The sequence below is a fragment of the Streptococcus cristatus genome, from assembly GCF_008369405.1.
Lineage (GTDB): Bacteria > Bacillota > Bacilli > Lactobacillales > Streptococcaceae > Streptococcus > Streptococcus cristatus_G.
Genome location: NZ_VSJJ01000013.1, coordinates 1 through 12,769, shown reverse-complemented (window position 1 = coordinate 12,769; position 12,769 = coordinate 1). Strand labels below are relative to the sequence as shown.

The window sequence follows — 12,769 nt, the reverse complement described above, 5'->3', positions numbered from 1 at the left end:
GCTGCATGAAAAAAGAGTTGAGACAAGCTGTATTGAACCAGATGAAGAAACTTTCAGGAAAAGAAAAAGAGCAGGCAGACAGCTGGCTGACCCAGAGCTTGCTCAACTCAAAGGCATATCAAGAGGCTGAGGTTATAGCAACCTACCTCTCTATGCCGCATGAAGTCTCAACTGCAGCTGTTATCAAGCAGGCACAGTTGGACGGCAAGCGGGTTTTGGTGCCCAAAACCTATGGCCGGGGTCGGATGATATTTGTGGATTATGATGAAAGCCGCCTGCAAAAGAGCTCTTTTGGCCTTATGGAGCCGACGAGCGAAGAGGCTGTGGAGAAGACGGAGATTGATCTGATTCATGTGCCGGGTGTGGTTTTCAATTCTCAAGGCTTTCGGATCGGTTACGGAGGCGGCTACTATGACCGTTATCTGGCTGATTATAAAGGAGCAAGCATCAGCACTATTTATGCAGTCCAGCAGGCAGATTTTACACCAGCTCAACATGATGTCGCAGTAAAGAAGTTACTCATTTATGAAACAAATCTTTGATAGAGACTATCCTGTGACAAGTATCCTGCTTATCCTAACGAGCCTTGTTTTCGTTTTGATGTTTCTTTCCTACGGTTTTCAATACAGCAGTTCCGAAGCCTTGTATTACTTCGGAGCTGTGCATGGTTACACGATTCAAGCGTTGCCGGAGCAGTTTTGGCGGGTTTTTGCTGCTATTTTTATCCATATTGGTTTGGAGCATTTTGTGGTCAATATGCTGACGCTCTACTTTATTGGTCGACAGATTGAGGCTATCTTTGGCTCTTGGAAATTCTTGATTCTTTATCTAATGTCAGGAGCGATGGGGAATTTATTTGTTGTCTATTTTTCACCCAATAGCCTGGCAGCCGGAGCGTCTACTGCTCTTTTTGGTATTTTTGCTTCCGTTGTTGTGCTTCGTTATGCTACGCGAAACTACTATCTACAGCAGCTGGGCCAATCTTATATGAGCCTGCTAGCTGTCAATCTGGTCATGAGTTTTTTACCGGGAATTAGCCTTGCAGGTCACTTGGGTGGTCTAGTCGGCGGAGCTTTAGGAGCTGTGATCTTACCAGTATCGGGAGAGCGCTACGCTTTTAGCAAGTCTCAACGGTTTTTATCACTGGCAGCCTACCTTGGATTAGCAGCTATTTTGATTCTTCTGACTTTTCAACGACCAATTTTTTAAGAAATGAACTCAATTACCGCTTTTTAAAGTGGTATTCTTTTTATAAATATGATTTTTATGAAGTAAGGGATTTTATTTTAAAGGCTCATAATAAGTCATAAATCAGGAATAAACTAGGAATGTTTCTATCTCTACTTTTTCATCAATGTATGTTTTCTCTATTTTCTATCTGTAAAAGGTATAAAAAAACATTTTTGTAAGCGCTTGCAAAAAGACCTAAAAAGGACTATACTAGAACTATAAACATCAGGGGGCATCCCCAAAAAACAAAAAGGAGTTCATAATGAAGAAGACAATCTTTAAAATTGCTATTTCATTAATGGCAATCATGCTCTTACCTATCCAAGCTGTGCAAGCCTGCTGTGGCTTCATTATTGGTCGGCATTTGACCAAGGATGGATCAACACTTTTTGGTCGGACAGAAGACTATCCTTACTACCCGAATGGTGGCAAGCATAACAAAAACTATGTTGTTGTGGAAGCTAAGAAATATAAGGAAGGCGACCAGATTGTGGATGAGTCCAATGGTTTCACCTATCCACGTGCAGCCAGCGAAATGAAATATACTGCAACCTATGATTCTGCGCGTGGTGATGGTAGTAACGGTGCTTTTGGAGAACATGGCTTTAATGAAGCAGGTGTTTCTATGTCATCCACAGTTACAGCAATTCCAAATAAAAAGGTTCTTGAGAAAGATCCTCTGAAAGCAGATGGCTTGGCCGAAGCTGCTATGTTAGATGTGATTTTACCTCGTGCTAAAACAGCTCGTGAAGCAATTGAGTTGCTTGGAAAAGTCATTCAAGAAAAGGGCTCTGCTGAAGGGAATACAGTGGTGGTTGCCGATCAAAAAGAGACTTGGTACATGGAAATCTTGTCTGGCCACCAATACGTAGCCGTGAAAGTTCCTGAAGATAAGTACGCAGTATTTGCTAATACTTATTACCTTGGCCATGTAGATTTGAAGGACAAAGAAAATGTTATTGCTTCTGAAGATGTAGAGAAAGTAGCCAAAGAAGCAGGAAACTACAAGACAGATAAAGATGGTAATTTCCATATTGCTAAATCATACGGACCTGAAAAATATGCAGAAGGCGACCGTTCTCGTACTTATGCAGGAATCACACTGCTTGATCCAAAATCTAAAATTACTTACGAGGATGAGGAGTACGAGCTTTTCCGCTCTCCAACAGATCCAAACAAGAAATTCACTCTTGAAGATGCCTTTGCTATGCAACGGAACCGCTTTGAACATTTGAATGGCCGTTTCGTACCAGATGATCAAATTGGCGTTAAGAAACAAGGTGATGATGGGGCAAATGATGCTGTTCGTAAAGATCAGTACAAATACGCTTTAGGTAATGAAAATGTTATCGATGCCCATGTCTACCAAATTGATCCGAAACTGCCAAAATCTTTCGGTGGTAAAGTTTGGCTCGGTTTGGGACCATCACGTAACACACCATATGTGCCTTTCTATGGCAATGTTCAGGATACTTACAAGGCCTTCAAACCACAGACAGCTACCTACGATCCAAATTCATGGTACTGGACAGTATGGCACATTGATCAGATGGCTATCAAGAACCAAGATATCTTTGGCAAGAGTGTTCAAGACCATTGGAAGCTGATGGAAAAACAATTTATCGCTGATCAAGAGAAAAAAGATATTGAGAACTATTCACTGAAAGATCAACCAGATGCTGCGAAGGCTACTGAAGGTAAAGTGACTAAAGATTCTCTTGAAATGTCAGATCGACTTTTCCAACACTTCAAGGACTATGAAAAGCTGATGGAAAAACGTTTAGAAGCTGCTGGACGTAAGTCTGATCCTTATCGTGCTTCACAACCAGACGATAAACAAGATCCATCAACACCTGAAAAACCGGATACTCCGAAGCCACCACAAAAACCACAAATTACGGATGATGCAAATAAAACTATCATTCCAGCACCAGATTATACTGCAGCTCCTCCAACACATGATATTCCTGCCAATGCAGAAGGGAATCCAAACAATCGCTTTGGATCTGCAGCTAAAGCAAATGTGCAAGTGTTTGGACAACCATCTGTTCGTACTGAAGTGCCTCAAGTACAAAGCCAGACTCCTCAAGCACCAAGTCAGGCTCCACAAATAACAGTTGCGAATGCAGAAGGGAATCCAAATAATCGTTTTGGGTATGCGGCTAATTCTGATAATGGAAAAAATTTCAAGAATGTAGAAACCTTTGTTACTACCAAATGAGTCCCAATCAAAACAACAAGTGAAAAACACCTAGTAAATCTAGGTGTTTTTCTGTACGATGATAAAAGCTGACGCATCAGCTAATCTATTGCTTGTGCACTTCTATTATTTTTTCGTTTTCTTATCTAATTTTTTGCCTAAATCGATAATGTATTGCTTCAAATCATCCTTAACCTGAGGGTGTTTGAGGGCATAATCGATAGAAGTTTTCATGAAGCCAAACTTGTCGCCGACATCATAGCGGTCGCCTTTGAATTCACGGGCAAAAACGCGCTGAGTCTTGTTGAGGGTATCGATGGCATCAGTCAGCTGAATTTCATTACCAGCGCCGGGAGTTTGTTTTTCCAAGATTTCAAAAATTTCTGGCGTTAGCAGGTAGCGACCGATAATGGCCAAATCACTTGGTGCATCCTCTGGTGCTGGTTTTTCGACAAATTTTTCAACGCTATAGAGGCCATTGACGCCTTCGCCTTGCGGTGCAATAACGCCATAAGCAGAGACTTCTTCGTGAGGAACTTGCATAACTGCAATGGTAGATGCGTGGGTTGCTGCATAGTCATCCATGAGTAGCTTGGTGAGTGGCACTGCCTTGTCATTGGTAATATCCATCAAATCATCACCTAGCATGACCACAAAAGGTTCATTTCCGACGAAGGCCTTAGCTTGAAGGACGGCATCCCCGAGTCCACGTGGATGACTCTGACGGATAAAATGCAAGCCAATACCAGTGGTTTCATCCACCAGCTTGAGCAAGTCGTTCTTGCCCTTTTCCTTAAGGTTGTATTCTAGTTCAAAGTTGGAGTCAAAGTGGTCCTCGATGGAACGTTTTGACTTCCCTGTGACAACCAGAATGTCTTTGATTCCAGATTTGAGAGCTTCCTCGACGATAAACTGAATAGTTGGTTTGTCAACGATGGGCAGCATTTCCTTGGCTAGTGCCTTAGTGGCTGGTAAGAAGCGGGTACCGAGACCGGCTGCAGGGATGACTGCTTTTCTGACTTTTGACATAATTTTCTCCTTTATAAAAAATACTGTAACTTAAGACCACTCATTTTCAGCTTTGAATTCATTGCTCATCATATCATGGATGGCATCTTTGATATCATGGCCGTCATAGATGACCTTGTAAATAGCCTGGGTAATTGGCATGTAGACACCGAGCTCTTGAGCTAGTTCGTAGGCGGCTTTGGTAGTAGAGATTCCTTCGATAACCATGCCCATGTTGGATTCAATATCAGCCAATTTTTCGCCACGACCCAGCGCATCTCCGGCCCGCCAGTTGCGAGAGTGGACAGAAGTTCCTGTGACAATCAAGTCGCCGACACCAGAAAGACCGCTGTAAGTCAGAGGGTTGGCTCCCAGTTTGACACCAAGTCGAGTAATTTCAGCCAGACCGCGTGTGATGATGGCAGCTTTGGCATTGTCACCATAGCCCAGTCCGTGGAGAGCTCCGGCTCCAACTGCGATGATATTTTTCAGAGCACCTGCTGTTTCTACGCCGACGACATCGGTATTAGTGTAGAGGCGGAAGTAGTGGTTGCTGAAGAGTTCCTGTACATATTTAGCAGTTTCAAGATCCTTAGATGCTGCGGTAATCAGGGTAATGTCGCGAACGATGGTTTCCTCAGCGTGGCTAGGACCTGAAACAACGACAATCTCGCTACGCAAGTCAGCAGGGATTTCCTCTTCCAGAATAGTTGAAATCCGTTGGTGGCTATTAGGTTCCAGTCCCTTGGATGCATGCATGATTTTTACCTTGTGATCCAAGGTTTGCGCAACTTGTTTGGCTACCAGACGGGTCACCTTGGTCGGCACGACAAAAAGTACAGCATCTACGTTTTCTAGAGCATCTTTCAAGTCGTGATAAGCCTTGATTTCTTCGCTTAGAACAACATCTTTGAAATAGCGTTTGTTTGTATGCTGGTTATTGATCTCGTCAATCTGCTCTGCAATATTGCCCCAAATCCGGACTTCATGGCCATTATCATTGAGGACTTGCGATAGAGCCGTTCCCCAAGAACCGGGGCCAATCACAGCAATTCGTTGTTTATCCATCTTTTCTCCTTGTACGAGACCCACAAAAGGACTCACTTGCTTTTAGAGTTATTTATTATATTGTACCATATAATAACTGAAATTTCTTACTTGACATTGTTTTTATGTGTGATATAGTAAGGAAGCTAAACAAAGTTAAAAATCTACGAGGAGGAATTATGTTCAGAAAAGCTTTATCAGCCTATAAATTATTTATCTTTTTATCTCTTCTGATGACATCGCTGATGCTGGCTAGCTCGCTGTTGCAGCCCTTGTATCTCAAAGATGTCTTGAATGCTCTTTTGACAGGAAATCGGCAAGAAATCTATCGTTTGGGGGCTTGGTTGCTGGGCTTTGGTCTGGTTGGCTTGCTCGCTGGTGGGGCAAATGTGACTCTGGCAGCCTATATTTCCCAAGGTGTGTCGTCGGATTTACGGGAAAAAACCTTTCGGAAAATCCAGACCTTCTCTTATGCCAATATTGAACAGTTCAATGCAGGGAATCTCGTCGTCCGAATGACCAATGACATCAACCAAGTGCAAAATTTGGTCATGATGATGTTTCAGATTTTATTCCGCCTGCCTATTTTATTTTTAGGTTCCTTTATTTTGGCGGTGGTGACCATTCCTTCCTTGTGGTGGGTGATTGTTTTGATGGTCTTTTTGGTCTTCTTTTTGACAGGAGTGATGATGGGCTTGATGGGTCCACGCTTTGCCAAATTCCAAGTTCTCTTAGAAAAGATCAATTCGATTGCCAAAGAAAACCTGCGTGGTGTCCGTGTCGTCAAATCTTTCGTGCAGGAGAGAGAGCAGTATCAGAAATTTACGCAAGTTTCAGATGAACTTTTGGAGCAAAATCTCTTTATTGGCTATGCCTTTTCGATCGTTCAACCAATGATGATGATCGTCGGCTACGGGGCTGTCTATCTGACCATGTGGCTCTTATCTAGCATGATACAGATGGATCCAGGCTTGGTCAGCTCGATTGTTTCTTTCATTTCTTATTTGAATCAAATCATGTTTACTATTATCATGGTTGGCTTTTTGGGCAATACCGTTACGCGTGCTATGGTTTCGATTCGGCGGATCAAGGAGGTCTTGGATACAGAGCCAGCGATGACCTTCAAGAATGAAGCTGAAGAAGATTTGGAAGGTAGTCTGGTCTTTGACCATGTGACCTTTACCTATCCGACAGATACAGAGCCTACGCTCAAGGATATTAGCTTTGAAGTTAAACCAGGAGAGATGATTGGTGTTGTCGGAGCAACGGGAGCAGGAAAATCAACTCTGGCCCAGCTTATTCCACGCCTTTTTGATCCTCAGGAAGGTTCTATCAAGATTGGTGGCAAGGACTTGCGCGACATTAGTGAAGCATCGCTGAGAAAAAATGTCTCCATCGTTCTGCAAAAAGCTATTTTATTTAAGGGAACGATTGCGGACAATCTGCGTCAAGGAAAGCAAAATGCTAGCCTGCCAGAGTTAGAACAGGCGGCGCGCATTGCTCAGGCGAGCGAGTTTATCAATCGCATGGAAGATACTTACAACAGCCAAGTCGAAGAACGGGGAAACAATTTCTCTGGTGGACAAAAGCAAAGAATGTCCATCGCACGTGGTGTCGTCAGCAATCCTAATATTCTAATCCTAGATGACTCGACTTCAGCTCTGGATGCCAAGTCCGAAAAGCTGGTTCAAGAGGCGTTGAACAAGGATTTGAAGGGAACCACAACCATCATTATTGCCCAGAAGATTAGCTCCGTTGTCCATGCGGATAAGATTTTGGTACTAGATCAAGGGCGTTTGATTGGCCAAGGTAGACATGCAGACTTGGTCGCTACAAATGATGTCTACCGAGAAATTTATGAGACACAAAAAGGAAAGGAGGACTAATATGAAGACAGCAAAATTTTTCTGGCAATATTTCAAACAGTATAAACTGGCCTTTTTGGTCGTCATGATTATGATTGTCATCTCTACGGTTTTACAGGTTCTCTTTCCGATTTTTACTGGTCTCGCCATCAGTGAGCTGGTGGAGTTGGGCAGTGCTTTTGCGAGTGGCAAGCTTGCTTCAGGTGATGTTTCGGCCTTTGCCGCTTTTCAAGGAATCATGTGGAATTTGGCGCTGGCTTTCATCTTCCTTTCGCTATCGAGCTTGATTTACATGCTGCTGATGAGTCGGATCATTTCTTACTCAACCAATGAAATGCGTAAGGGTCTCTTTGGAAAATTGGCTCGCTTGACCGTTTCCTTCTTTGACCGCCATCAAGACGGGGATATCTTGTCACGTTTTACCAGCGATTTAGATAATATCTTGCAGGCTTTCAACGAGAGCCTAGTCCAAGTGATGAGCAATATCGCTCTTTACATTGGTCTGATTATCATCATGTTTATGCGGCATGCGACCTTGGCTTGGGTGACGATTGCCAGTACGCCAGTAGCCATCATTGTCTTGGTGTCCATCGTCAAGCTGGCTCGCAAGTACACAGACTTGCAGCAAAAAGAAGTTGGTCAGCTCAATGCTTATATGGATGAGACGATTTCCGGCCAGAAGGTAGTCATTGTGCAGGGAATGCAAGAAGAAGTCATCAAAGGCTTTGTCCAGCAAAATGATAAGGTTCGGTCAGCTACTTTCAGAGGACGCGCTTTTGCTGGCTTGCTCTTTCCTGTCATGAACGGAATGAGCCTGATCAATACGGCTATCGTGATTTTTGTAGGTTCAGCCATTATGCTCAATGATCCTAATGTGAAGACCTCAGTAGCCATTGGTCTGATTTCAACCTTTACACAGTTTTCTCAACAATACTATCAGCCTATCATTCAGGTTGCGGCAAGCTGGGGAAGTCTGCAGCTGGCTTTCACTGGTGCGGATCGGATTCAGGAAATGTTTGATGCGCCTGAGGAAGTGCGCCCGCAGAATGCTCCAGCCTTTACTGAGCTGAGAGAAGGTGTCGAAATAAAACATGTGGATTTCTCTTATGTAGAAGGCAAACCGATTTTGAAAGATGTTTCCATTTCAGCGCCAAAAGGGAAGATGATTGCCGTTGTAGGACCGACAGGATCAGGCAAGACGACTATTATGAACCTGATCAATCGCTTTTACGATGTGGATAAGGGCAGCATCGAATTTGACGGACGCGATATCCGAGACTATGACTTGGATAGCTTGCGCAGTCATGTCGGTATCGTTTTGCAAGATTCTGTCTTGTTTAGCGGAACCATTCGAGACAATATTAGATTTGGAGTGCCGGATGCAAGTCAGGAGATGGTTGAAATCGCTGCGCGTGCTACCCATATTCACGAGTATATTGAAAGCTTGCCTGATAAATACGACACAATCGTAGATGATGATCAAAACATCTTTTCAACAGGTCAAAAGCAATTGATTTCAATCGCTCGAACCCTTTTGACCGATCCTCAAGTGCTGATCTTGGATGAGGCCACCTCCAACGTTGATACGGTAACCGAGAGCAAGATCCAGAGCGCGATGGAGGCCATTGTGGCAGGACGGACCAGCTTTGTCATCGCTCACCGCTTAAAGACTATATTGAATGCTGACCAAATCATTGTCTTAAAAGACGGGGAAGTCATTGAAAGAGGTAGCCACAGGGAACTGCTACAACTGGGTGGCTTCTATTCGGAACTCTACCACAATCAATTTGTATTTGAATAAATGTTTACAGAAACGAAGGTATTTTATAACAATACCTTCGTTTTTTGTCTGGACGGAGCCAATCGCTTTTGTCCTGATCTATCTCTTTCATCGAACCAATCTGCTTCTATTCATCATCGGTGTTATCTTGGCTATTTTGGGCATCCTTGCCATGCTAGTTTTTGGCTATGGCATCTACAAGGGTCGACTGAATCTGAAAAAGGTCATTGATGATTTTGAAGAGAAGCTGAAGTTAGCTCAATAAGGATTCCAATTAACTTTCCCCCAAAAACTTTGTCATTCGGCAAAGTTTTTTCTTGACTATTTCTGACCAAGTGATAAAATAATAACTATAGATTAGCACTCGGTGTCATTGAGTGCTAAAATTCAATCTTTGGAGGAATAAAGATGTTAAAACCATTAGGTGACCGTGTGGTCTTAAAAGTAGAAGAAAAAGAACAGAAAGTTGGTGGCTTTGTCATTGCTGGTGCAGGACAAGACGCGACAAAAGAAGCGAAAGTCATCGCAGTCGGCCAAGGGATCCGTACGTTGAACGGAGAGCTGGTTGCACCAAGTGTTAAGCCAGGTGATAAGGTTTTAGTTGAAAGCCATGCTGGCATTGAAGTCAAAGATCAGGATGAGAAATTCTTGGTTGTTGGAGAAGCAAGCATTCTTGCAATTGTGGAGTAAAAAATCTAAGAAAGAGGTTTAAAAATGGCAAAAGATATTAAATTTTCATCAGATGCACGCAGTGCAATGGTTCGTGGTGTGGATATTTTAGCAGATACTGTCAAGGTAACCTTGGGCCCTAAAGGCCGCAATGTTGTTTTGGAAAAATCTTTTGGCTCACCCCTTATCACCAATGACGGTGTGACCATTGCCAAGGAAATTGAATTGGAAGATCATTTCGAAAATATGGGTGCTAAGTTGGTATCAGAAGTTGCTTCAAAAACCAATGATATTGCTGGGGACGGAACAACGACTGCTACTGTTTTGACCCAAGCTATTGTTCGAGAAGGAATCAAAAACGTCACTGCTGGTGCTAATCCAATCGGTATCCGCCGCGGGATTGAAGCAGCAGTTGCGACTGCTGTCAGCGCTCTGAAAGAAACTGCGATTCCGGTTTCTAACAAAGAAGCGATTGCTCAGGTTGCTGCCGTATCTTCTCGCAGCGAGAAAGTCGGCGAGTACATCTCTGAAGCTATGGAAAAAGTTGGCAATGATGGCGTTATCACTATCGAAGAGTCCAAAGGTATGGAAACAGAGCTGGATGTCGTAGAAGGAATGCAGTTTGACCGTGGCTACCTGTCTCAATACATGGTGACGGATAGTGAAAAAATGGTGGCTGATCTGGATAACCCTTATATCTTGATTACAGACAAGAAAATTTCTAATATTCAAGAGATTCTGCCATTGTTGGAAAGTATTTTGAAAACCAACCGTCCGCTCTTGATTATTGCAGATGATGTGGATGGTGAAGCTTTGCCAACATTGGTTCTTAACAAGATTCGTGGTACCTTCAATGTAGTGGCTGTTAAAGCACCAGGTTTCGGTGACCGTCGCAAGGCTATGCTGGAAGACATTGCCATCTTGACAGGCGGTACAGTGATTACAGAAGACCTTGGTCTGGAGCTCAAAGATGCGACCATTGAAGCACTTGGACAAGCTTCTAAAGTCACTGTTGACAAGGACAGCACTGTGATTGTGGAAGGCTCTGGCAACCCTGAAGCCATTGCCAATCGTGTGGCAGTTATCAAATCGCAAATCGAAAGCACGACTTCTGAGTTTGACAAGGAAAAACTGCAAGAACGTCTGGCTAAATTGTCCGGCGGTGTGGCTGTGATTAAGGTCGGAGCTGCAACCGAAACCGAACTCAAAGAAATGAAACTCCGCATCGAAGATGCCCTTAACGCAACTCGTGCCGCAGTGGAAGAAGGAATCGTCTCCGGTGGGGGTACAGCCTTTGTCAGCGTACTGGGTGCAGTAGCTGCTCTTGAATTGACAGGAGATGAAGCGACAGGCCGTAACATCGTTCTCCGTGCCTTGGAAGAGCCTGTCCGTCAAATCGCTCTGAATGCAGGATTCGAAGGCTCAATCGTCATTGACCGTCTGAAAAATTCTGAAGCAGGTACAGGCTTTAATGCCGCGACTGGCGAATGGGTCAACATGATTGAGGCTGGAATCATTGACCCAGTCAAGGTGACGCGCTCAGCCTTGCAAAATGCCGCTTCTGTAGCCAGCTTGATTTTGACAACAGAAGCTGTTGTGGCCAATAAACCAGAACCTGCTCCAGCAGCACCAGCTATGGATCCAAGCATGATGGGCGGAATGATGTAAGACACATAGAAGAAAGTACAACTTTTTTGAAATCAATAAAGTAAAAAAGACTTCAAACTATTGATCAAAAACAATGGTTTGAAGTCTTTTTATTGTGTTGATAATGAAATGAAAACTTGTAAAATAATGAAAAGTTTGAAATGTAAATGATTTTCGAAAGCTGTTTGGAGTGATTGTAAATGTGATTATTTCAAAATGGGGCAAATAATCTTATAGCAGTAGAGAATACTTTAGTTTTGAAAATTAACGCTGTTTAGCAAGGAGTAAGAAAGCTAAACTATTTCAGACTTGTTTTGGAACAACTCAATTCTATCATTACAATAAGTGATTAAAGTTTTAGCTTTTTCAGATACTGACTTCACTTTCTTCTCATTAAAATAGTAGCCAGTCAAACCCCTGATTTCTTCTGACAATGTGAGATAATACACTTATCTATTCGTAAAAAATGGAAGAAGTAGTATAATAGAGAAACACAGATAAGATGGTGAGGAAAAAAGATGACAATCCGTTTTGAAGAAAAGGTAAGTATAGAAAGCGCTCAATTCGTATGCCAATGGTCTAACTCCCTCGGCAAATCCTTTCAAGAACAATGGATGGGAACAATGATTCCTTTTCCCTTGACAATTCAAGTCTTGCAAGATTTGGAAGGAATCTTTTCAATCTTTGATGGACAAGAGTTTGTCGGGCTTATCCAGAAAATCAGGCTAGAAGACAGAAATCTTCATATTGGGAGATTTTTTATCAACCCCCAGAAACAGGGGCAAGGCTTAGGTAGCCAGGCTTTAAGGAAATTTGTTAGTTTGGCCTTTGAAAATGGAGACATAGATACTGTCTCTCTAAATGTCTACGAGGCAAATCAAAGAGCTCAGAATCTTTACCAAAAAGAAGGATTTGAAATCGTTCAAATGGTTGAAGAACCTGTACGAAAATACATCATGAAAAAGTTTAGATAGAAAGTAAAAAAGCTTTGGTTCACAAAGCTTTTTTTATGTTATAAACTCATTAAAATAACTNACTATTATAGGATTAGAAGCAAAGATTAAAGAGAGAATCAAGGCAGCCAGATAGAGTGTCGCTTGGACACAGTAGTAACTTTTCGAATAGCGAAGATAGTGTTTGTTATAGGGCCCATTTACTAGGACAGCAACTTGGAAGAGGCCAAATCCGATATAAGAGAAGATGGTTGCAAAGAGAAGATTAGCTTCAGGATTCAGAAGAAAACTCATCGAAACGGTCATCATAATAAGTCCAATGAAAATAGGATAGTGACTGTAAATTAGAAATAGTCCCTTTTGATTAGAT

Annotated in this window: 11 protein-coding genes and 2 pseudogenes; 9 read left to right on the top strand and 4 right to left on the bottom strand. The window is 42.7% G+C overall.

From position 1 onward, the window contains the following. The first annotated feature begins 5 nt into the window (after positions 1 to 5). From FXF62_RS09890 to abpB, 3 genes are all read left to right on the top strand, one after another. Positions 6 to 542: a 5-formyltetrahydrofolate cyclo-ligase gene (locus FXF62_RS09890; RefSeq protein ID WP_149518603.1), complete on the top strand. Its 537-nt coding sequence runs from the start codon at positions 6 to 8 to the stop codon at positions 540 to 542. Next, positions 526 to 1,209, top strand: a complete 684-nt coding sequence (locus tag FXF62_RS09885) for a rhomboid family intramembrane serine protease (protein ID WP_149518602.1) — start codon at positions 526 to 528, stop codon at positions 1,207 to 1,209. Before FXF62_RS09890 ends, FXF62_RS09885 begins: the two co-directional genes overlap by 17 nt. 283 nt (positions 1,210 to 1,492) lie before the next feature. Beyond that, positions 1,493 to 3,451, top strand: a complete 1,959-nt coding sequence (gene abpB / locus FXF62_RS09880; RefSeq protein ID WP_149518601.1) for a C69 family dipeptidase AbpB — start codon at positions 1,493 to 1,495, stop codon at positions 3,449 to 3,451. Positions 3,452 to 3,556: 105 nt separating this feature from the next. Here the strand turns inward: abpB and galU are convergent, their stop codons facing one another. Both galU and FXF62_RS09870 read right to left on the bottom strand, forming a co-directional pair. Beyond that, positions 3,557 to 4,459: a UTP--glucose-1-phosphate uridylyltransferase GalU gene (galU, locus tag FXF62_RS09875; protein WP_149518600.1), complete on the bottom strand. Its 903-nt coding sequence runs from the start codon at positions 4,457 to 4,459 to the stop codon at positions 3,557 to 3,559. Between the two features lie 30 nt (positions 4,460 to 4,489). Then, the gene (locus FXF62_RS09870) at positions 4,490 to 5,506 is read right to left on the bottom strand and encodes an NAD(P)H-dependent glycerol-3-phosphate dehydrogenase (RefSeq protein ID WP_149518599.1); all 1,017 of its coding nucleotides are present in this window, start codon (positions 5,504 to 5,506) and stop codon (positions 4,490 to 4,492) included. A 158-nt stretch (positions 5,507 to 5,664) separates the two neighbouring features. On the opposite strand from FXF62_RS09870, the gene FXF62_RS09865 reads away from it, so the two are divergent. The 5 genes from FXF62_RS09865 (at position 5,665) to groL (ending at position 11,467) form a co-directional block, all read left to right on the top strand. After that, positions 5,665 to 7,371, top strand: a complete 1,707-nt coding sequence (locus tag FXF62_RS09865) for an ABC transporter ATP-binding protein (RefSeq protein ID WP_149518598.1) — start codon at positions 5,665 to 5,667, stop codon at positions 7,369 to 7,371. 1 nt (position 7,372) lies between these two features. Beyond that, positions 7,373 to 9,151 (top strand): ABC transporter ATP-binding protein, encoded by a 1,779-nt coding sequence (locus FXF62_RS09860; RefSeq protein ID WP_149518597.1) that lies wholly within the window; start codon positions 7,373 to 7,375, stop codon positions 9,149 to 9,151. Continuing rightward, positions 9,144 to 9,395, top strand: a complete 252-nt coding sequence (locus FXF62_RS09855) for a PTS subunit (protein ID WP_262881642.1) — start codon at positions 9,144 to 9,146, stop codon at positions 9,393 to 9,395. The genes FXF62_RS09860 and FXF62_RS09855 overlap by 8 nt, the downstream gene beginning before the upstream one ends. 143 nt (positions 9,396 to 9,538) lie before the next feature. Beyond that, positions 9,539 to 9,820, top strand: a complete 282-nt coding sequence (gene groES, locus FXF62_RS09850; protein WP_048766103.1) for a co-chaperone GroES — start codon at positions 9,539 to 9,541, stop codon at positions 9,818 to 9,820. A 24-nt stretch (positions 9,821 to 9,844) separates the two neighbouring features. Then, entirely contained in the window at positions 9,845 to 11,467 is a 1,623-nt protein-coding gene (gene groL / locus FXF62_RS09845) for a chaperonin GroEL (RefSeq protein ID WP_015605876.1), read from the top strand. Between the two features lie 272 nt (positions 11,468 to 11,739). On the opposite strand, the pseudogene FXF62_RS10935 reads toward groL, so the two are convergent. Next, a pseudogene (locus FXF62_RS10935) lies at positions 11,740 to 11,892 on the bottom strand (SDR family NAD(P)-dependent oxidoreductase); the annotation flags it as partial. Between the two features lie 72 nt (positions 11,893 to 11,964). On the opposite strand from FXF62_RS10935, the gene FXF62_RS09835 reads away from it, so the two are divergent. Beyond that, the gene (locus tag FXF62_RS09835; RefSeq protein ID WP_148886912.1) at positions 11,965 to 12,420 is read left to right on the top strand and encodes a GNAT family N-acetyltransferase; all 456 of its coding nucleotides are present in this window, start codon (positions 11,965 to 11,967) and stop codon (positions 12,418 to 12,420) included. 63 nt (positions 12,421 to 12,483) lie between these two features. On the opposite strand, the pseudogene FXF62_RS09830 reads toward FXF62_RS09835, so the two are convergent. Beyond that, a pseudogene (locus tag FXF62_RS09830) lies at positions 12,484 to 12,769 on the bottom strand (low temperature requirement protein A); the annotation flags it as partial.

What these genes read in the sequence shown, in the direction of transcription:
- FXF62_RS09890 (WP_149518603.1), top strand. Translation starts at nt 6, where the DNA reads ATGAAAAAAGAGTTGAGACAAGCTGTATTGAACCAGATGAAGAAACTT.
- FXF62_RS09885 (WP_149518602.1), top strand. Translation starts at nt 526, where the DNA reads ATGAAACAAATCTTTGATAGAGACTATCCTGTGACAAGTATCCTGCTT.
- abpB (WP_149518601.1), top strand. Translation starts at nt 1,493, where the DNA reads ATGAAGAAGACAATCTTTAAAATTGCTATTTCATTAATGGCAATCATG.
- galU (WP_149518600.1), bottom strand. Translation starts at nt 4,459, where the DNA reads ATGTCAAAAGTCAGAAAAGCAGTCATCCCTGCAGCCGGTCTCGGTACC.
- FXF62_RS09870 (WP_149518599.1), bottom strand. Translation starts at nt 5,506, where the DNA reads ATGGATAAACAACGAATTGCTGTGATTGGCCCCGGTTCTTGGGGAACG.
- FXF62_RS09865 (WP_149518598.1), top strand. Translation starts at nt 5,665, where the DNA reads ATGTTCAGAAAAGCTTTATCAGCCTATAAATTATTTATCTTTTTATCT.
- FXF62_RS09860 (WP_149518597.1), top strand. Translation starts at nt 7,373, where the DNA reads ATGAAGACAGCAAAATTTTTCTGGCAATATTTCAAACAGTATAAACTG.
- groES (WP_048766103.1), top strand. Translation starts at nt 9,539, where the DNA reads ATGTTAAAACCATTAGGTGACCGTGTGGTCTTAAAAGTAGAAGAAAAA.
- groL (WP_015605876.1), top strand. Translation starts at nt 9,845, where the DNA reads ATGGCAAAAGATATTAAATTTTCATCAGATGCACGCAGTGCAATGGTT.
- FXF62_RS09835 (WP_148886912.1), top strand. Translation starts at nt 11,965, where the DNA reads ATGACAATCCGTTTTGAAGAAAAGGTAAGTATAGAAAGCGCTCAATTC.